Annotated in this window: 13 protein-coding genes and 1 pseudogene; 5 read left to right on the top strand and 9 right to left on the bottom strand. The window is 67.7% G+C overall.

Annotation, left to right across the window (positions count from 1 at the left end):
* Positions 1-6: 6 nt before the first annotated feature.
* From ACZ7M3_RS47245 to ACZ7M3_RS47235, 3 genes and pseudogenes are all read right to left on the bottom strand, one after another.
* The gene (locus ACZ7M3_RS47245) at positions 7-522 is read right to left on the bottom strand and encodes a hypothetical protein (protein ID WP_472072200.1); all 516 of its coding nucleotides are present in this window, start codon (positions 520-522) and stop codon (positions 7-9) included.
* Positions 523-662: 140 nt separating this feature from the next.
* Positions 663-1,897: pseudogene (locus ACZ7M3_RS47240) on the bottom strand (IS256 family transposase); the annotation flags it as partial.
* A 1,160-nt stretch (positions 1,898-3,057) separates the two neighbouring features.
* A complete protein-coding gene (locus ACZ7M3_RS47235; protein WP_472072198.1) occupies positions 3,058-3,765 on the bottom strand; it encodes a hypothetical protein in 708 nt (235 codons plus the stop codon).
* Positions 3,766-5,018: 1,253 nt separating this feature from the next.
* Here ACZ7M3_RS47235 and ACZ7M3_RS47230 point away from each other — a divergent pair.
* On the top strand, positions 5,019-5,258 hold the full coding sequence (locus tag ACZ7M3_RS47230; RefSeq protein ID WP_472072196.1) for a hypothetical protein: 240 nt from the start codon (positions 5,019-5,021) through the stop codon (positions 5,256-5,258).
* A 170-nt stretch (positions 5,259-5,428) separates the two neighbouring features.
* On the opposite strand, the gene ACZ7M3_RS47225 is transcribed toward ACZ7M3_RS47230, so the two are convergent.
* Genes ACZ7M3_RS47225 through ACZ7M3_RS47215 form a run of 3 tightly spaced genes read right to left on the bottom strand, consistent with a single transcriptional unit; the run spans position 5,429 to position 7,614 of the window.
* Complete coding sequence (locus ACZ7M3_RS47225; RefSeq protein ID WP_472072194.1) at positions 5,429-5,611, bottom strand: hypothetical protein; 183 nt, start codon at positions 5,609-5,611, stop codon at positions 5,429-5,431.
* A gap of 24 nt (positions 5,612-5,635) precedes the next feature.
* Positions 5,636-7,132 (bottom strand): sigma factor, encoded by a 1,497-nt coding sequence (locus ACZ7M3_RS47220; protein ID WP_472072192.1) that lies wholly within the window; start codon positions 7,130-7,132, stop codon positions 5,636-5,638.
* Complete coding sequence (locus ACZ7M3_RS47215) at positions 7,129-7,614, bottom strand: ATP-binding protein (protein WP_472072190.1); 486 nt, start codon at positions 7,612-7,614, stop codon at positions 7,129-7,131. Before ACZ7M3_RS47215 ends, ACZ7M3_RS47220 begins: the two co-directional genes overlap by 4 nt.
* A gap of 1,204 nt (positions 7,615-8,818) precedes the next feature.
* Here ACZ7M3_RS47215 and ACZ7M3_RS47210 point away from each other — a divergent pair.
* The gene (locus ACZ7M3_RS47210; protein ID WP_472072188.1) at positions 8,819-10,891 is read left to right on the top strand and encodes a S8 family peptidase; all 2,073 of its coding nucleotides are present in this window, start codon (positions 8,819-8,821) and stop codon (positions 10,889-10,891) included.
* Between the two features lie 989 nt (positions 10,892-11,880).
* On the opposite strand, the gene ACZ7M3_RS47205 is transcribed toward ACZ7M3_RS47210, so the two are convergent.
* Both ACZ7M3_RS47205 and ACZ7M3_RS47200 read right to left on the bottom strand, forming a co-directional pair.
* A complete protein-coding gene (locus tag ACZ7M3_RS47205; protein WP_472072186.1) occupies positions 11,881-13,245 on the bottom strand; it encodes an MFS transporter in 1,365 nt (454 codons plus the stop codon).
* A 9-nt stretch (positions 13,246-13,254) separates the two neighbouring features.
* A complete protein-coding gene (locus tag ACZ7M3_RS47200) occupies positions 13,255-14,661 on the bottom strand; it encodes a hypothetical protein (RefSeq protein ID WP_472072184.1) in 1,407 nt (468 codons plus the stop codon).
* Between the two features lie 785 nt (positions 14,662-15,446).
* On the opposite strand from ACZ7M3_RS47200, the gene ACZ7M3_RS47195 reads away from it, so the two are divergent.
* The 3 genes from ACZ7M3_RS47195 (at position 15,447) to ACZ7M3_RS47185 (ending at position 18,654) form a co-directional block, all read left to right on the top strand.
* Positions 15,447-15,884 carry a hypothetical protein gene (locus ACZ7M3_RS47195; protein ID WP_472072182.1) on the top strand — a complete coding sequence of 146 codons (438 nt, stop codon included), beginning with the start codon at positions 15,447-15,449 and terminating at the stop codon, positions 15,882-15,884.
* On the top strand, positions 15,881-17,029 hold the full coding sequence (locus ACZ7M3_RS47190) for a GNAT family N-acetyltransferase (protein WP_472072180.1): 1,149 nt from the start codon (positions 15,881-15,883) through the stop codon (positions 17,027-17,029). The genes ACZ7M3_RS47195 and ACZ7M3_RS47190 overlap by 4 nt, the downstream gene beginning before the upstream one ends.
* A gap of 833 nt (positions 17,030-17,862) precedes the next feature.
* Positions 17,863-18,654 (top strand): class I SAM-dependent methyltransferase, encoded by a 792-nt coding sequence (locus tag ACZ7M3_RS47185; protein WP_472072178.1) that lies wholly within the window; start codon positions 17,863-17,865, stop codon positions 18,652-18,654.
* Positions 18,655-19,638: 984 nt separating this feature from the next.
* On the opposite strand, the gene ACZ7M3_RS47180 is transcribed toward ACZ7M3_RS47185, so the two are convergent.
* Positions 19,639-19,827 (bottom strand): hypothetical protein (locus ACZ7M3_RS47180; protein WP_472072176.1); only part of this gene is annotated, 189 nt, incomplete at its 5' end.

The following is a 19,827-nucleotide window of genomic DNA, read 5'->3' as shown; positions in this document are numbered from 1 at the left end:
CCTGAGTCAGCTGCAGGACCCGAATGGCGCGTTCCCCGCGCCTGACGGGCGCGGAGCGAGGCGGGTGACCACGTCGCAGGCCCCGGCCTGCTGCGTCAGTGGTGAGCGCAGCCGTTCGATCTCGTCGTACTGGGCAGCCAACCGCGAGATCGCCAGAGTCCGGAACTCGGTCAGCTTCGCCACCTCGGCGTCCCGACGGGCCACCCTGTCCGTGAGCTCGGCGTTCTGCATCTTGAGCCGCTCGAGCTGTGCGGCGCGGGGGTCGATGATCTCGCCCGCGTCCTGCAGCGCCTGGACACGGGTCATGAACTCCTCGGCCAGGTGCTGGTAGGCGACGGGCCGGCTCGTGCCGTCACGGTTGCGTTTCGCGTAGAAGCCGGTGCGGGTCACCCCTGCGAGCTCGGCAAGGGTCTTCAGATCGGCCTTGGCTCCGGGCGGGAGGTCGCCCCGCAGGATCCGCTCCATGGCAGCCCGTACGGCCGCTTCGTTGCTGGCCTTGTCCTGAGCGTTCAGCCGCGGCACGTCACGCCGTCCCTTCCGACACGGCGGCATCGAGGTCGGCGACCACGCGCAGGGCCCGCTCACGCTCGGGGATCAGACGCTGGGTCACGTCCGCGGGAGTGGTGTATTGACGGCCACTCGGTGATCTCGTCTTTGAGGTATGCGGTGAGTTCGGTGGGCAGGTCGGCTTCGTTGGTTTCTGACTCGATCGGGTGGAGGCGGGCCTTGGCCAGCAGGTCGAGTCCCATGTATCGCGGGTTTCGGTCCACTCGTCGTTCTGTTCGGCCAGCACGGCACCGACCAGGCGGATCAGGGCGGTGCGGTCGGGGAAGATGCCGACGACGTCGGTGCGACGCCTGATCTCCTTGTTCAGCCGTTCTTGCGGGTTGTTGGACCAGATCTGCCGCCAGCTCTCACGCGCGAATGCGGTGAACGCCAGCACGTCGTGCTGGGCGGTGTCCAAATGGGCTGCGGCTTTAGGGAACTTGGCCTCCAGCGCGTCCAGAACGTGCCGCATCTGGGCCTTCACGGCGTCGGTGTCCGGCTGTTCGAAGACGGTCCGCAGCAGCGTGGCCACCCACGGCTGGGCCGACTTCGGAACCTGGCTCAGCAGCGCGCGAGCGTAGTGCGTGCGGCAGCGCTGCCACGAAGCGCCGGGCAACACAGCACCGATCGCGTTGACCAGGCCTGCATGGGCGTCGGAGACGACGAGTTGGACTCCGGACAGACCGCGCGCGACCAGGGAGCGCAGGAAGGCCAGCCAGCCGGCGCCGTCTTCGCTGAGGGCGACGTCCAGGCCGAGGATCTCGCGGTGGCCATCGGAGTTGACGCCGACCGCGATCAGCGCGTGGACGTTGATGATCCGGCCGCCCTCGCGGACCTTCTGGGTCAGCGCGTCGGCCCAGACGAACGCATACGGCCCGGCGTCCAGGGGCCGGTTGCGGAAGGCTGCGACCTGTTCGTCCAGGTGTTTGACCATCGTGCTGACCTGGGACTTCGACAACTGGGCGACACCCAGGGAGGCGGCGAGCTTCTCGACTCTGTGGGTGGACACGCCGAACAGGTAGGCAGTGGCGACCACCGAGATGAGGGCCTGTTCGGCCCGGCGGCGCCGTTCGAGAAGCCAGTGCGGGAAGTAACTGCCCTGGCGCAGCTTGGGGATGGCCAGCTCGACCGTGCCTGCCCTCGTGTCCCACTCGCGTGGGCGATATCCGTTGCGGTGGTTGACGCGTTCGTCGCTGACCTGCCCGTATTCGGCGTTGCAGAGACCGTCGGCCTCCGCGGACATGAGTGCGTCGGCGAACATCTTGACCATCGCGCGCAGCAGATCGGGACTCGCCGCGGCGAGGTTGTCTTCCGCGAGGGCGTGCAGGGGCAGACTGCCAGGTGCGGTCATCGTGCTGATCTCCTTCGAGGCTTCGACACTTCGAAGATCAGCCGGTGACCGTTCATCTATGCGGGCACCATTTAGATGCCGGAGCAAACCCCGGATCAGGTCGAACCCGTACACCATCTCCATGGACGCAACCGCGCCAACCTCCTTGACGAAGGTCTGGCGAGGCTTGCCCGTAGCGGGCGGGCCCGTCACCCGGATAGCGGTGGCGAGGTCCTGCGCGATCCACAGTGACTCGCGCAGCTGGTCGTCGGCGAAGACCCTCAAGGGAGCGGAGTGCTCCAGCAGCCGTACCGCCCGCTTGGGCAGGTTCAAGCTCTCCTTCGCCGCCCGTCCCTTGACGTAGCTGAGCAAGATCGTCGCGTCGCCGGCCCACTCGATGTCATCGAGACCCGGTCCGTCGATCCCGTCCGACACGATGCCGCAGTACATGCCGAAGAGCGTCTGATAGGCGATCAGCGTGTGTGCGCTGGGAAAGAGCCCATCGCGCACCTCCTGCACAAGCCGGCGGCGCGAGCGGTTCCACTTACCACCTCCCACGCGCTCCACGAAGTCCGGGTTGTAGGCCATCGGGCCCTCGCCCCGCATGAGCCATGCAATATCGGCCTCGGTGATGCGCCCCTCAAACCGAGGTTCGGCGCCCAACTCGGCCAGAGCCACGGCCTCCTTGTGCCGGGAACGGCTGCTTTGCACGACGGCCTTGCACGCCGCCTCCAGGCGCGACCACTCCGCGTCCGTGTACGCGCGGTGCGGACGCGTTGCCTTCTCCGTCTGGATCGGATTGCCGGCGATGTACTCGCGGACCTCGGGGTGCAGCGCACCGGTGACGGTGTCGCAGCCCTTGAGCAGCATCCGTGTCTGGACCTCGCGGTCGTACCGCGTGGTCAGCCAGAACTGCATCAAGGCGCCGCGGGTCAGCTCGGAGGCGGGGCCATCGAACCCGGCAGCGGACAGGGAGATCACCATCTGCCGCAGCGAGATCGCGTAGAAATTGGCCGTGTTCCGCGCCCCGATGCCTCCATGCGGATGCGCATTCTCCGCCAGACCGACCGCAAGGTCACGGGCGAGGTGCGGGTTGGGCAGTCCCTCCAAGTCCGCCGTCCACGAACGGCCGTTCCGCAGTATGAACCGAACAGCCAGCGGGGCATCGATGACGGTCGCGGTCACCGGGCATCCTCCTCATCGTCGAGCTCGGCGTCTGCTTCGGCCGCGGCCGAGGGGGGCCGTCGGGCCAGCGCGTCCTTGTAGGCGTTCCGGTAGAGCCGAGTGACGTCCAGGCGCGCGATGTAGAGCTCCGTCGACTGGACACTCTGATGTCCGAGCAGGTCACGCAGCACCAGCATCGGATCGGACTTGATCAGGTACAGAGCCAGGGCCGCGTCGTCACCGGTGTCCTCGACCAGCGCAGCGGCTTGCCGGTAGAACCCTTTGATCAGCTGCTCGAGCGTGGCCATGGCCATCGTGTGCCTGAGCCGGTGCGAGGCCGTGGTGGGGAATCTCGGCTCGTACCTCTCACGGATCCTCACCGATGTTCGACGGAACACGGTGGACCAGTCCCCGAAGGGCTTTCCCGTGGACTGCAGGCCCACCAGGGGCGATTGCCCCTCCGGGGTGACCAGGCACATCCGTTCCGCGGGCCGCAGCTGCCGCCACGATCTGCGTTCCCCGTTCAGATGGGCTCTCTCCCAGTCGGGGGCCTCAACCAGGAGGGGAGTGCCCAGCCGTGCGGGCGGCCGCCATCGGAACCCTTCCGCCGAGGCGGCACGGTCCAAGTCGATGTACTGATGCATCCCGGCGAGCGCCCCGTAGTGGATCCACGACGTCCGGGCCTTCTGCCCCTTGGTCAGCGCATGCCCCAACGGGAAAAGCACGGGCAAGGCGGTCGGGTGGGGCGGCAGCCGCGGCACCTCGTACCGGGAGGATGTCAGCGTCCGGGTGCTGAGGGAACGCCTCCTCCACCGCCTTCGAGGTCGTCGGCGGCGATGCAGGCGGCTTCCAGCTGGCTCAGGAGGTGGGGCCGCAGCGCACCACCGGAGTGTAGGCACGCCAGTCCGGTCGCGGGTGCGCGGCGGCGCCATCGAGCACCCGGCCCCGTCCTCGATGGCACGACGCCACCGTGTGGGACCTTCACTCTCCCACCGGATCCCTATCTCACACCCCAGAGTTCCGGAGAGGTGGATGCAGGCGGCGTCGGAGGAACGCCCGGATCATGCGACACCCCAGACACGGTGCGCGAGGGCGACTGAGCGGGTCCTTGTCCCTCACACGACGCCAGCAGGAGCATGCCTGCGCCGACGCCGGCCATGAAGCCCGCAGCTGCGATGGTGGCGCCTGAGCTACGAGGCACGAACACACGCTTCTTCCTCCGGTGGCGCCTCGGTGCCGCGGGCGGCGGGGCTGGAGGTCCGTCCGATGGCTCTGCGGGGACATCGGCCAGGAAGTTGTGAGCAACGAGCGGGGATGGTCGGCCTCCTCGCCGGTGCCTCCAGTCCCCGATCGTCGTAGCCCTGGGTGTACCAGGGGGTGTTGTTGGGGTATGAGCTTTGGCTCGCTCGAGCAGCCTTGCCAGGAACGGTGGTTCGCCCAGTGGCACGGGAATGGCGGCCTTCGCTCGCAGATACCGCTCGCCGGTCCACCAGCCCAACAACCGGACCGGCAATTGCGCTTCAAACTGCGAGTCCAGCCGGACCACGTCCTTGTAGACGCTCACGCAGGAGCGGCAGATACGCAGATGGCCTTCGAGTTCCTCATCCGCTGGAACCCCGGATCGCAAAGCGAGACGTCGTATTGCGTCCCTGCAGTCCTGACGCTCAAGCCGCTCGAGGTAAAGGCCCATACGAGCCTCGCGAAGCGCGTCTTTGGCGTCTTCGCACGCAACCGGAGTCGCGTGGGGGGCCAGCCCCGTGATCCGGGCTATCAACGTGGGAGTGTCCCGTTCCACCATCGAATGCCACAGGAGGCGCTGAGCGCGCAAGGGGAGGCGCTCGAATGCGACCGTCAACTGCCCGTCCTCGCCCCAGGGCCACCGGGATCCCGCGGCGACCCAGTCCCGGAATTCCGGTGCCAGCGTTTCGGGTTCCCGGTGCCAGCTCATGGTGGCAGTCGTCCGGACGTTCCCCAGTAGATGAGTTCGCAGGAGGCCGGGATACCGGCGCTCGATAAGGGACTCACCGGCCAGCGCCTGTTGCAGCAGGCCGGCAAAAACCTGTGCCGTCACCTCCTGCGCATGCAATGGGCTGGCCATGCATTGGAAGGCGTAAGCCTGTATGGCAGCGTAGTGGCGGCGATAGAGATAGCGAAAGGAATCGACCTCTCCCTTGCGTACAGCGAGCATCAGGGCTGCGTCAGAAAGCGGTTGCTTTAACGGACGCAAACCCAAGAGCAGTTGCATCGAGGATGCCTTCCGATCGAGGCCAGTGGCGCCCATTGGCACAGTCGGCCCAGTTGAGGGTGCGCGGGGACCGCTGAGGCACCGGGCTTCGGTGGTATTTCACTGAGGCGGTCCCACTGCCCTCGCACCGCGGGAATGTACGGCTAATATCCTGAACCGCGCGCCAGACCCTCAACAAAGTAGCGGAGCTGTGGGCTGTTGTAATAGTTGTACGTCAGCACAATGGTGGCATTCGTAGCGAGCGGCGGGCTGTCCTCCACGGCCCAGTCGAGCATGCCGAGTTGCATCGCGTTCCAAGGCTTCCCGTCACTGGTTTCGGCGCGCACGAGGTAGCTGCCGTCGCTGCCGTCTCAGAACGGGTCGAAGTGGAACAACTGCCCTTCTCCTGATGCCCGGCAGGAATCCATGACGACAGCCAGGTTGTTGGCGTTGTCGTGCACGCTCTGAACGCTTCGGCTGTAGTCGATACACCGGCCAGTGGCGCTGTTGCGCAGCCAGCTGTTCCCGGGATTCCGTTTGACCGCGACGGTTTGCCACGTTTGCCTCGCACTGCCGTCGCATGTGTTCTGGACGACCTGCGCACCGAGGGGCTCGACGCACTGGGCGATGAAACCCTTGTTGCGGAGGGTTCCCGACCAGGTGACGATGCCGAGTCGCGCTCCGTGGGAGGCGGGCGGTTCGGCGGATGCTGTACGCGATCTCTTTGCGGTGTGCGGCTCGAGCGCACGCGACGACCTGGGTGCAGACGGCTTGGCCGTGACGGTGACCCGTGGGGGTTCAGCGCGAACCGTGCGGGTCTGCACGACCTTGGTCTCCGTTGAAGGGGCAGCCCCGCCCCAAGCGTCCGACCAGATGGGAAGGGCAAGGGCGGCGAGTCCCACGGCGGCGACGATGCCGCCGGCGACAGCACCCGAGCGGAGCGGGGAGACCGAGACGAATGATCGCCACCTCGTGTCACTGCCCGTGAGAGTGTCACGTCCTGATGCGGACGTTTTCGCCGCACTGCTGAGGCCGACGTCGGCTGCGGTCATCCTGGACGCCACATACGCCCTGTTGGACCACAGCAGCACCGCGGCCGACAGAGCCGAGCCCAGGTTCTCGTCGAGGTCGGTGAGGTCGTTCAGTGCAGCAGCGCAGCGTTGGCACTCCGAAAGGTGCCGGTCGAAATCCTCGGTCCTGCGACGCCCCGTGTGGCGCACGACGGCGCCGAGCATGGGGATGTAGCGGCGGCACTCATCATCGGCGCCTGCGTGGTCGGCGAGTGCGCCCAGACGGGTTTCCCGCAGACCGTCCCGGGCCTGGGCAGCAAGCGGGGCGACAACACTGTCGTCCAGGCCGAGCAGGCAACCGATGAACTGAGCCGATTCCCCTTCCACCTCTGTGTGCCACAGGGCCGTCTGCCGTCGTTCGGGCAGCGCCTGGAACGCCCGCAGGACTGGACTGCTGTCTTCCAGGCGGCGCATGCGCGCCTCACTGCTCTCGGACTCCAGGTGCTCGGGCAGGTCGGCCAGCCACTGCACGAATTCAGGTGTCAATTCGGCGCGGCGGATCGTACCTGCCCATTCAGCAGCCGTGCGGCGGACGGTGGTGAGCAGGTACGGCCGCCAGGCGGCCCTGGGGCCCCTCCCGGACGCCACGGCGCGGAAGGCTTTGAGGAACACGTGCGAGGTGAGGTCCTCGGCACTGCGGGGCGTGCTGCAACAGGCGGAGGCATAGGAGAAGACCGCCGATCGATGGCGTCGATACAGTTCTTCGACCGCAGTATCGGCTCCCTGGTCTTTCAAGGAACCGGCGAGTTCCGCGTCAGAGAGGCGGGTGACAGCCGAGCCTGAACGTCTGTCTGTCACTGATCTGCTCCAGACTTCTCGACCGGCAGATGGGCGACAACGCGGGTGCGCTCTGGGGACGGATGAATCGTGAACCAGTTGGTGCAGGCCCTGACCAGGTCCAGCCCCCGTCCGAAGGCAGCGCCTCCGTCCTCTGCCATACGGCGGTTGGCGTCGCGTACCAGCCAACGACCAAAGTCGGTGACCTCGACGGTCACGGCGACGCCGTCGAAGACCAGGAGCGTAGTGACGTCCGCGCTGCCGCTGTGAAGCACAGCGTTCGTGACCAGTTCACTGACGATGAGCGACAGCGTGTCGCTCGACTCGTCAGGAATGGCCCACCGCAGTGCAGCGCAGCGTGCAAACCGACGTGCCTCCGGTACGGCGGCGGCCACCGCCTTGGTCATGAGCAGAGCCCGAGGCCTCGTCCGCCCCGGCCGTACTGCAGGTCCCTGGCGCGGACGGTCGGTCACGACGAGGTGAGGGCCGTCGATGATGGCCATGCCGATATCTCCCGGAGTGGTCGCTGATGTGCTGTGCGAGAACATCGCTCCGACCATGACCGCCGCTGCACTGCTGCTACAAGCAGGAGGATCAACCTACGGATACCTAATAACGATGAGTACACACACCGTCACCCGGCGCCTCCGCTCCGAAGAAGCCCGGAAGAGACGGGGGAAACAACCCTCCTGAGCAGTCCTGTTCCGACTGCGCAAGTCGGTGCTGTCCCTCATCATCGCCGGAATCGCCCTGGCCCCGGTCCCGGCCCATGCCCCGGCATTTCTCTCTGCGATGGCGCCCGGTGGGAACCTGCGCCGGCAGGGCGGCGCTCTGAAGCCCGAGAGGAAAACAACTCCTGGGCGTACGCCTGGCATGCCCCGACATCGCGCGAGCAGGTGACCGAGCCCGGACCATCCACAATCTGCTCCACCACCGGCGCGGCTACCAGTTGTTGGAGTGGGTACACCAGGCCGAACGCGACGCACCACCCCCACTCCGCTCCTTCGCGCAGTCCCTGCGCCCCGATCTCGACGCCGTCACCGCCGGGCTCACCCTCCCGTGGAGCTCGGGCATCGTCGAGGGCCACGTCCACCGCATCAAGACATCAAGCGAGCCAAGTACGGCAGAACCTCATTTCGCCTCCCCCGCACCCGCATCCTGCTTCGATCACGACCCGGCATTGACCTCTGCGCCGAGGACGTACCCGAGGCGTCACAGGATCGGTGGGGTTCGCCGACATCCACAACACCCGACAACACGAGCACCTACGAGCACAAACCCCCAGGCCAAGCGGCACATCCAGGTCCTGACGGGGTGCGGTGCGGCCCCACAACGGAGCCGTCCACCCGTAGTCCGCGCAGTTGATCACGTACCCGTGATTCGACATCACGCATAGGTAACTGCCCTGCGTCAGGCATAAGTTCGAAGCACGGCCAAGCGTGCTGTTGATCCCCGGGCCGTACGGTGCAAGAAGGATGAAGCGTCATCGTACGGCCGCAGCACGCCGGGCGCGGCGCGTGTGTTCACCGCTCCAGTGACGTCGGGCGGGAACACACCCAACCCAGTGCGGTCAGGGCCATCCTCCTCCCCGCCGGTAACGGCGGAGCCCGACCGCACTGGGCAGCCGAGAGTCGTCCCGGGCCAGACACCAGCATCATCCAACCCGGGTTCGGCATGCCCGAATCCGGTCCGCTCGAAAGGCAGACAGTGCGTACACACCGAAAGTCCCGGCGCGGGCGAATATTCGTCGCCTCCGTGCTGGGTGTGACACTCCTCGGCGGGGCCGTATTCGCCGCCATGGCCGGGGAGAACTCCTCCGGGTCCGGCAGTGCCTCCGCGTTGCCGAAATCCGCCACAACGGGGATCCAGCCCGCGTCCGGCCTGATCGTCGGTTACAAGTCGAAGGCGCAGGAGACGCATTCGGAGAAGGCAGTACGCGAGGGCATCAGCGCCGCGGCCGCGAAGACCGGCGAGAAGCTGTCGTACGAACGCCGTCTGAGCATGGGCGCGGCTCTGGTGAACCTGGGCGGAGTACAGCCGGCCAAAGAAGTCATCAAGGTCATGAACCAGTTGCAGGCCGACGCGGAGGTCGCCTACGTCGTGCCGGACGCCCTGGTGCCGACCTCGGACATCGAGTCGCCCCCTGACGAAGCCCAGTCCAACCTGCCGTCCGACGGCAGCGACCTCACCTCCAAGCAGTGGAACCTGTCCGAACCCAAGGCCGGCTTGGACGTGCCCGACGCGTTGCGTGTCTCCACCGGCAAGGGGGTGACGGTCGCCGTCCTCGACACGGGAATCGCCAAGCACTCCGACCTGGATGCCAACATCGTCCCCGGGTTCGACTTCATCTCCGACCACGGCCCCAACGAGAGCGGGGAGAACAAGGACAACGCGAACGACGGTGACGGTCGCGACAGCGACTCCTCCGATCCGGGTGATTTCGCGAAGGAGGGCCAGTGCCCTGCAAACGAGGCCACTTCCACAGAGTCCTCGTGGCACGGCACCCACGTCGCGGGGATCGTGGCAGGCGTCGACAACGGCAAGGGGATCGTGGGGGTCGCGCCCGCCGCGAAGGTTGAGCCGATACGCGTGCTGGGCGGCTGCATCACGCCGGACTCCGACATCATCGATGCCATCGCCTGGGCCTCCGGGGGGAGCGTCGACGGTGTCCCCGACAACCAGACCCCGGCCCAGGTCATCAACATGAGCCTGGGCTCGGAGGCGCCGTGCACTCCACCCATGCAGGCGGCCATCGACCAAGCCGTCCAGCGCGGCTCGACGATCGTCGTCGCCACCGGCAATCAGGGCAACCGTCCCGCGCCGCTGGATGCGGGCAAGTTCGACTTCGCCAGCTGCAACAACGTCATCACCGTCGCCGCCACCGACCGAGCGGGCGACAAGGCGTTCTACTCCAACTTCGGCAGTGTCGTGGACATCTCGGCCCCTGGTGGTGACACAAGTAACGGCCACCCCGAAAACGGCATCCTCTCTACCCTCAATTCCGGCAAGACTGTTCCCGCTGAGGAGAACTTCCATTTCGAGATGGGAACCAGCCAGGCTGCCCCGGAGATCTCCGGACTCGCGGCCCTGATGCTCTCCGTGAACCCCAACCTGACACCCGCGGAGATCGAGACGGCCATCCAGGCCAACGCGCGACCGATTCCCGGAAGGTGCGAGGAGGGCTGCGGCGCCGGGCTCGCCGACGCTGCCAAGACGGTCGAGGCCGTCGCGCAAGGTGCTTCTGCCGGGGCGACCGACTCGCCCTCGTCGCCTCCCTCGGATTGCTCCTCGGACGCCCCCACATCGCCTGACTCGCCTCCCGCTTCGTCCTCGTCATCGGACGGGGCCGGGGACGGGGCCGGCCAGGAGAGCGACGGCACGGACCTCAGCGCCTGCCTCCACAACACCTGTCAGGTCGAGGTGACCAGCGGGGACACCATCGAGCTCGACGGCGCGGCAGGCGTGGACGAGCTCCAGATCGACAGCGTCTCCGACAACACGCTGGCCTTCACCGCGTCATCCGGCAACGGCGCACAGCAGTCAAGTGCCAGCCAGACCGCCCCGGGCCGGTCACAGCACTCCCCCAGGTCGATCTCCGTCTGCTCGCCCTGCACGAGAAGGTCCGGGAATTCACCGACGGCGAGCCGGGCCCGCAGGCGTTCGGCCGGCTCCTGGCCGCTGTCACCGCCGTGGCCGCCGAGCTCACCTATGACCAGCTCTTCCGGCGCGGCCAGTACGTGTCCGAGGCCCGCTTCCACGACGAGGGCGTCGTACGTCTGAAACAGGATCCGCCGCTCGGCGGCCGGGGCGCCCGGCAGGGTCTTGGCATCACCGACGTCGTCCACGACGGTGTGACCTGCGAGCTGAAAGTCGCACATCAAGAAGAAGCAGCCGGTCGGCGTGCAGGAGAACTACCTGTGCCTGGTACGGCCCGAACTGCACGGGTCCGGACTGGACTCCCCCAGCACACCTCCGGCACCACCGGCAGGGTGGACAACCGTGACCATCGGGAACAATGAGGCGTGGCACGCATTCTTCTTCCTTCTCTGGTGCCGGACAGCGAACAGACGCGGAGCTTCCGCACCCACGCCTCCTACCTCCTACGTCCGCGCTTTCCGCGAACTCGCCCTGGGTGACGAGGCGTCAGGACTGGAGGGCGCCGTCGCTCGGCTGCGCGCAGGCCCTCATTGGTCGCCGAACGCGGGTCCCGCCCGCAGGTGCACGAGCCCACCAAGCGCCGCTGCCTGGACCTGTGGACCTCCCAGGCAGCTCGCACCGTGGACACGTGCTGCCGCCGCTCCCGGAACCCGGCTCGCCGACGCCGACGGCTTCCTCGCCGACCACGGACGCCCCCTCGATCTGGATCTGCACCCGTGGGTGTCCTGGCAGGGGGACCAAGCCTGGGACATCGCCGCCAGGGCGCTGCGCTCCACCTGCCGACTGCTGGTCGAGGAACGCCTCGCCCACCAGCGACGCGAGCTGTTGAGCGCCAAGAGGAAGGCCTGGCGTGCCGACCGGGACGCTCGTCCGGCGGCTGGCCGCACTCCCATGCCGGAGCCGCAGTCGGCTCGGTTCACGGCCGCGGAGGAAGATGCCGTTGCCGGGGCTGTCCGGCCGGTCACCATCGCGGATTACCTGTACCGGCCGCGCATCAAGGCCAACTACGAAGACATCACGATGTTCTCCAGCGGGCCGACCGCCGCCCGGTGTGCTGCCGGGCGGCGGTCGGCGTCGAGCGCGGTGCGCGCTCAACAGGCGTGGGGGCAGGCTCAGCCGACGGGGTCGCCGTCGAGCTGCTGCTTGGGGACGACGTCCCCGGCCGGTGCGGCCTCGCTCGTGGCCGCGGGCCGCCGGTCGAGCCCGAGCACGAGCGGTACGGCCAGCACGCTGATTGCGGTGAGGAACACCCAGGGTAGCGCCGCACCGCCCTCCAACAGCGCTGTGAGCAGCGCCGGGGCGACGGCACCGCCGACCGACCAAGACAGCTGGTAGACGCCCAGATAGCGGCCCCGCAGATGCTCGGGCGCCATCACCACGCTCAGTTCGCTGGTCGGCGGCGAGCTGAGCATCTCGGCCACGGTGTAGAGCACCATCGCGATCAGCAGCCCGGCGATCACCGCCCAGCCGGGCAGCACGAGCAGTGTGCCGAAGACGACGAACGCCGCCGCGTTGAACAGCAGGGCCAGCACCAACACCGTCACCGGCCTGCGGGCCTCGATCCACCGGCTGGCGAGCGTCTGAAGCAGCGCGACCATGGCCGCGTTCAGCACGACGATCACACCGACGATCCAGGCGCCGACATCGAGGTTGTCCACCGCGTAGACGGCGAGCAGCACCGTGATCACCGTAGAGGCGAAGACGAAGGAGATGTTCGTCGCGACCAGCCGCAGATACCGAGTGTCCTTCAGCACGGTGCGATAGCCGCCCGAGGGTCGTCCGGTGGTTTCGCCCGCTGCCTGCTCCGGCTCGGCGGGCTTCGGCTCCGCGGGCCCGGCGCCGGCCGCCTCGCTCGTGTCCGCGCCCCGCAAGGTGATCACGAGCCAGCCTGCGACGGCGAAGGTGACCACGTTGATCACCATGACCGCCCGCAGCCCGGCGACGGTTCCGATGCTCAGGGCCACCGCGGACGCGGCGCCGCCGAAACCGACGCCGACATTGCGCAGGGCACGGACGAAGCCGAACCAGCGGGCCCGCTCGACGCCCCGGGCGACCAGCACGGTGAGCGGACTGTTGCCCATCCAGAAGGCGGTGGAACCCAGTTGCACCACGAACTGCCACAGCACGATCTGCCAGACCGCGTGCGAAAACAGAAAACCGATGAATCCGGCCACCGAAATCCAGTTACCCGCAGCGACCACGGTGCGCGGACCGCATTTGTCCAACAGGCGCCCGATAAAGAGTGGAAAGGGCAGGACGAGCAGCTGGCCGACGGTCAGCGCGGTGCCGACGGCCACCAGTGACAGCGACGTCGTCTTCACGAAGAAGACGACGGTGAACGCCACCACCAACCCGTTTCCCAGGCTGTCGATCAGATTGGCCGTGACGAATCGGCCTTTTCCCGCGAGGTCCGGAAGACCCCAGGCCGTCCGAATCCGCCGCCACGTCGAAGGCGCGGGGGAATGCTGCGGCATCATGACTTCTCTTTACTTCGCTGCATCGGCAGGCACTTCGCCCGCGGCAGGCACTTCGCCCCCGGCGGCCAGCTCGCTCTGATGGAAGACGGCTGCGCTGCACGCCTTGGCATGTGCCGCGATGGAGATGATGCTGCCCGAACCGGCCGGTACCACCTTGGCATATGCGCCTGCCCAACCATGCGGCGTGTAGAACATGCCATAGGCCGCGTGCCATTCCTCGGTTTCCCCGGATACCGGGTCCACCACAAGCTCAGGCCGGGGGATCACTCTCTGTTGTACGACACATCCTTCGGCGGCGGAGTTCTCCAGAGCCCGCCGCCACGTGGCGTCGTCCGTTTCCCAGCCCACCACGGCGCCGACTCCGCCGCCGCGCGCGTTGACCTTCAGGATCAACTGCTCGCGCCGCTCCAGGCATTCGTCGACGAGGTCGGTGTCAGTCTTGAGCACGTCAGTGTTGATCAGTCGGGTCCAGGGCAGCACCCGGTCGATGAGCCGGCACTCGTCTTCGCTGAGGTTGCGCCGCCGCGCCGGGTCCGAAAGCAGCGCCATTCCGGCCTTGTTGGCGAACATGTTGCTGGAAAACGGGGTCCACAGCAGCGTCCCTCCCGCCCGATACGCACGCAGCAGGGGTGCGACCACGTCCCAGCCATCGGGTTCCTCGGCGATCTGGTCCGGGACGAAGGTGCGGTAGACCACGTCGATCTTCGTGTCCCCGAGGTAGAGCGCCCCGCCGCGTTCGTGCACGTCGGAGACCTCGGCCACCAGGATGTCGAGGCCCGCCGAGCGCAGTGCGGACTGGAAGTTGAGCGCGAGCTCGCCGTAGTCTTTCAGACCGCCACGCCATTCCAGCATGGCCACCACCGGGTCGCGCCCGGGTGCCACCCGGGCGCCGAAGCGGCGCAGCGCCTCCACCACGGCGCGAACGGGATGCACATAGCCGAGCCGGTTCCGGCGCGCGAAGCCGGCGAAGCCGGCGACCTCCATCGTCGCCCGGGAGATTTCACTCGCGAGGGCCCAGCCGCCGGCCTCGCTCCCCAGATTGGTTTCGAGGAGCTTGAATGAAGTGCCGTCGTGGTACATGTCGGCCCGGCCATAGCGGGGTGGCAGTACGTCACCACCGAACTGCCGTATCGCTTCCCAGTGGCCGTCGCTGATACCGAGCACCGACCGGAATGCGTCCAGATCGCCGCCGAACATCCGGTCCGGCAAGGAAAATTGGATTTCGACAAGGTGCTGCAGGTCATCGGCGAATTCGCGAATCTCACGCTCGGCGACGAAGAGGGGTCTGGTCAAATACTCGCCATGCCAGGGTGCGAGCGTCGGGAAGTCCTTGACGTGCTGGGCGACCGTGGGCAAGTCGCTGCCCGGCGTGCGGAACTCCTCGTTGTACTGGGCTGTTACCCGCTCCGCCGACATGTGGTCTCCGCTCCCGCTCGATGGTGACTGGGCCTCTCGGCTCGCAGGGGTCACTGTTTCACCCCGGTCTCCAGTGCGACTCATTTGCGGCTCAATTGCGGCTCAATTGTCGGCCAACGGCCCCTGCGGACACAGAACATCTGTGTTAGGACTAGAATACTTGAGCACCCGAAAAAGAATAGTTCTGCAGCCATCGGGGAACGTTTGTTTTCGGCCATGCCGCAAGAGTGGCAAGCGCCCGTGGAACGCATCCGGTCGATGGAGGAAGGCGGCACCAGGTGCCTGCTTTTGGTGGAAGGTCCTTCAGGAACCGGAAAGGGCCATCTGCTGTCGGCCGAGGCGCGGCAAAGGGGTTCCGGGTCCCGACGGCCCATGTTGTCTCGGTTCCCTCCCTGTCATGGGTCTGGCGGGGGCTCAGTGACCCTGCGGCATCCGTCCTGGTCGCCGTCGATGATCTGCACAAGCTGGGTGCGCAACTGCCGTCAGCACTCCCGCAGTTGATCTCAGATTCCTCTCCGGCCGCCGTCGTCTGGGACCTGACCCGCCGAACCGGCCGCGGGGGCCCGAAGTCGAGCGCGTCTTCGCACTGCCGCCCGAGCCGCCGCTGCCCCACACCCGAGTGGCCCTCGGCCCGCTGTCCGAAGACACGGTGCGGGAACTCACCGCCGACCTGCTCGGCACTCCGACCTCACCCACGCTCGCGGCGCTCGCCGCCGCGGAAGGAAACGCCCGGCTGCTCTTCGAGGGCCCTGCCCGAGCGGGTGCACGGGGTGGTCCTGCCGCTGATGGCCGAAATCTCCTCACGCTGCGGGCTGGTCATCCAGCTCGCCGCACTCAGCGGCAAGGCGTTCGAGCTCGGCGCGGCGGCCGAGCCCTTCGGGCAGCCCGCCGGGATGCCGCTGGTGGAGGAGGCCACCGATGTCGGGGTCATCGGCGGCGTCGGCTACCGGCTGGTCTTCACCCGACCGCTGTTCTGGCAGGCCGTCCTGGAGTCGCTACCCGAACCGATGCGGGCGGGGGCCCGCGGCGAGTCCGTACGCCCCGACGAGCCCGTCGGGCCGCCGCGGGCGTTCCGGCCGTCCAGCCCACAGATCGCCACCCGCATCAACCGCTGGCCTCGCACGGTCAGTTATCACCTACGCATGATGTTCGGCACACTCAGCGTCCGATCGCGCAGCGAACTCGCGGGCACGGTCAGGCCGAGACTACGGGAGGCGCCATGACCGCCACGACGGACACTTTCGCCGACGCCATCGGCGGGCTCGGGGACACCGAGTGGGACCGGCTCGCCGACGGCAGGTTCTACTCGTCGGCGCTGTGGCTGCGAGCGTGCGCCCTCGACCCCGGGTCGGTCTCCGGCGGACTGCACGTGGAGACCCCGGGCGGCGGCCGGGCCGCGATCCCCGTGGCGGCGGTGACCGACGAGCCCACCCCAGACCTGCGGTGGCACGACCTGCTTGCCGCGCGCGGCCTGCCGGCGCCCGAGCCGGGCGGCCTGCTCATCGGCCAGCGCCGCGGCTACCTGGCGCACCTGCTGACCGGCGAGGGAACCGATCGGACCGAGGCCGCCGTCGAGGTGCTCGACGCGGTCCGCGCGCTGCGCTCACCCCTGCACGAGGAGTCGAAGATCGCCCGCGTGGCGATGTACCTGACCACCGAGGACGTGGGAGCGCTGCGCGCGGCGGGGGTGCGGACGTCCCCGGTCGCGCTGAAGACCGACGCCTGGATCGAGATCCCGCCCGGCGGCTACCACGCCTGGCTGGAATCGCTGTCGGCGCACCGGGCCCGCCGTATCCGCAGCGAGATACGGAAGTTCGAGAAGGCCGGATACGAGGTGGAGCACCGGACGCTCGCCGAGTGCTGGCAGGACGTCGCTCGGCTGCTGGCATGTTCGTTGCTGCGCTACGGCAGAACTGTCGACGTGGCCCCGATGGCCGAGTCCTTCCGCAAGCAGGGTGAACTCGCCGGTTCGCGCGCCGAAGTGGTGCTGTGCTCGCGCTCCGGCGAACCGCCCGTCGGCTTCTGCCTGTACTACCGTTGCGGCGACACCGTGTACCTGCGGGGGCTCGGCCTCGACCACGACCAACTCGCGTCGGCGGCCGAGTACTTCAACATCACCTACTACATGGCGGCGCGGCTCCCGGGAGTGCGCTGGATTCACGCGGGCACCGAGACCGCGGAAGGAAAGGCACTGCGCGGCGCGACGCTCCGGCCGCTGTGGCTGCTGGACCTGTCCGAGGACAGCCCGCTGGCCGGGTACGACGAGGAGATCCGCGAGCACAACCGCGCCCTGCTCGCCCGCCTGCGCGACTCCTCGCCCGCGGTTTCCGATGCCCTGGAGTACGAGCTCTGGGAGCCGTACTGCTGAGGCCAACTGCCGCCGCAGTAATAGGAGTTTTCAACGCCGCAGACCTGACCGGCTCTTGTAGGAATCCACGAAAGAGCCGGCCCGGGTCTACGGCTGCCTTCATGTCTTTCACGCCTGGCTGACTTCACTCGGCCGACTGTGCACTCCTCGTACAAGTCGCAACGATGCAGCGCGAGTTGCGACGGGACAAGGGATGAGGACTCTTCGAAATCGGTGGGGGTTTGAGCGCCGGACGGGGTTCCACTGTGGACCCTGACTGATAGATGCCCGCAGCTCTCGTAGATCATGTTGTTGTCGAAGCAAGATGATCACACCAGAAGAGCTACGGACGTGGCAAACGATACGACGCTGTTGTTGGGCCTTGACGGCCTGGCCGTGGTCGGGGTCGCCGACGACACCGACGGGCCGGTGGTGCGCCTGGTCACTGCTGATGAGCGGGCACGCCACTGCCCAGACTGCGACACCCGGGCCAGGCGGTCGAAGGGCCGGCGGGTGACCCAGCCCGTGACCTGTCGGTCGGTGGCCGCCGACCGCGGCTGGTGTGGGCCAAGCGCCGCTGGCGCGCGACGAGCCGGCATGCCAGCGTCGCTCGTTCACCGAGTCGATCCCGCCAGTACCGCCACGTAAACGGCTGACCACACGATTACGGGCTACGGCCGGGGCGGCGGTGGCCGATCAGGGCCGCACGGTCGTGCTACGCGACCACCCGTCGAGCCCGTGGACACCTCGATGCCCGCTAATTTCGTTGAGCCCGCACCCTGCAATCGTGTTGGCTAGCGGCACCGAACTGTCAGTACCGCAGGTGTCCGCTTGGCTAGAGCAGGGAGTTAAACGTGCAGGACATTGTTGTCGACCCCGTTGCCCACAATCGGGCAGCCTGGGACAAGTGTGTCCAAGAGGGCAACGAGTGGACGAGGCCGGTGAGTGCTGAGGATGTCGAGCGCGCCCGCATGGGCGACTGGTCGATTGTTCTCATCGGGCGTGAGCCAGTCAACCGCTCCTGGCTGCCGACGGACCTGACCGGCAAGGACGTGTTGTGCCTGGCCTCCGGCGGTGGCCAGCAGGGTCCGATCCTCGCCGCCGCAGGGGCGCGGGTCACCGTGTTCGACAACTCACCCCGCCAGCTCGGCCAGGACCAGATGGTGGCGGCGCGCGACGGACTCGAGCTGCGCACCGTCCTGGGCGACATGCGCGACCTCAGCGCCTTCGGCCACGCAACATTCGACGTCGTATTCCATCCGGTCTCTAACCTATTCGTACCAGACTTGGCACCGGTGTGGCGTGAGTGCTTCCGCGTCCTGCGACCGGGCGGAACTCTGCTCGTGGGCTTCCTCAACCCTGATGTGTACTTGTTCGACCACGAGGCGCTCGACGAGCGCGGCGAGCTGATCGTCGTGCACAAGCTGCCCTACAGCGATGTCACGCAGTACTCCGCCGAGGAACGCGCCACGAAGTTCGGCGCGGATGCCCCTCTTGAATACAGCCACACCCTCACCGACCAGATCGGCGGGCAACTCGCCGCGGGGTTCGTCCTCACCGGCTTCGCGGAAGCGCCGCACCAATCCAGCGCATCCGCTCAATACATGTCGAACTATTTTGCGACGCTGGCGGTCAAGCCGGGCTGACCCAGCCGTGGGGCCGGCCGAGACGACCGCCAAGTGGAGCGCTGTGCCATCCCGACCCCCGCTAACTTCGCTGAGCCGGGATGAGTGACCCGGTCTTCCTTCCACTTGCCACGGGGGAGGCACGAGCCGCAAGGGCCTGGTCCGCCCGGCCCGATCTGGAGACCCCGCCCGCGGTCGACTCTCGCAAAAGGAGATCGACGGGCGCCGGCGCTGATGGCCGCCCTGGCCCGCGAGGACCTGGACGGCGAGGAGTTCCGCGACACATACACTCAAGAAGACGCAGGCACGAAGACGGCCGCCAGGAAGACCCCGACCGCAAGTCCCGCGGTTCCGCCTAGGACGGACAGGAGCGGGGCGTGCGCTCAGCCCCCTCGGCTGCGGCAGCTCGCCCGACTGCACCTCTACATTCGACGCGGTGTTGGAGAAGTTGCGCGTGTCTCGGACCGGTGCCGGTGCCCCGACGCAGTCATCGCGGAGAAGGCTTGCTCGTCACGGGCGATCCGCCAGACCGGACGCAGGCGGGGCATCCGTGCGGTAATCCCGGAGCGGGCCGGCCAGAAGGCCGACTGGCTGCGGCGCGGCTGGGCCGTCGGCGGACCGCCGGCCTTCGAACGCGAGCAGCCCCGCTGGAAGGCCTCCACTCCCCCGGCCCACGCCCTGGGGGTGGGCAGCATGATGGGCTTCCTGCTCGAGACCGACGAGGAAGAGCTCGGCGCCCTCAACCTGTACTCCCGCACGCCCGGCGTGTTCACCGGGTCCAACGAGGTGGCCTGCCGGCTCCTGACCTCCATGCCACGCTCGCCCCCGCCGGCGCCCGCGCGCATGCCCAGATGGTGCAGGCGATCCCCACCCGGCACACCATCGACCGTCCTCGCCCTTGCCCGCCGCTGCGTCAACGTCTTCTCTGGGCCCTGCTACGCGACGGTCGGCGCTACGAAGCCACGCCGCCTACCCCTCACTCGGCTTGACAGACCACATGAGGAATCACTGACCGGCGACGCCATCGCCGACCATCTCGGTGTCTCGGCCTGCACTGTGCGCTGCACGATGGCCCGATTGCTCACCGTCCTCGACGCCAGACGCCTTTTCCAGGCAGGTGTGCAGGCGGTGCGGTGCGGGGGTCTGTCCAGCTCTGTCGAGTGATGCCGAGGGGCTGTTCAACCGTCTGTCGTG

This window comes from Streptomyces sp. NPDC111656 (genome assembly GCF_055656965.1).
The sequence above is the reverse complement of the archived record's forward strand: the minus strand, read 5'-3'. Positions and strand labels throughout refer to the sequence as shown.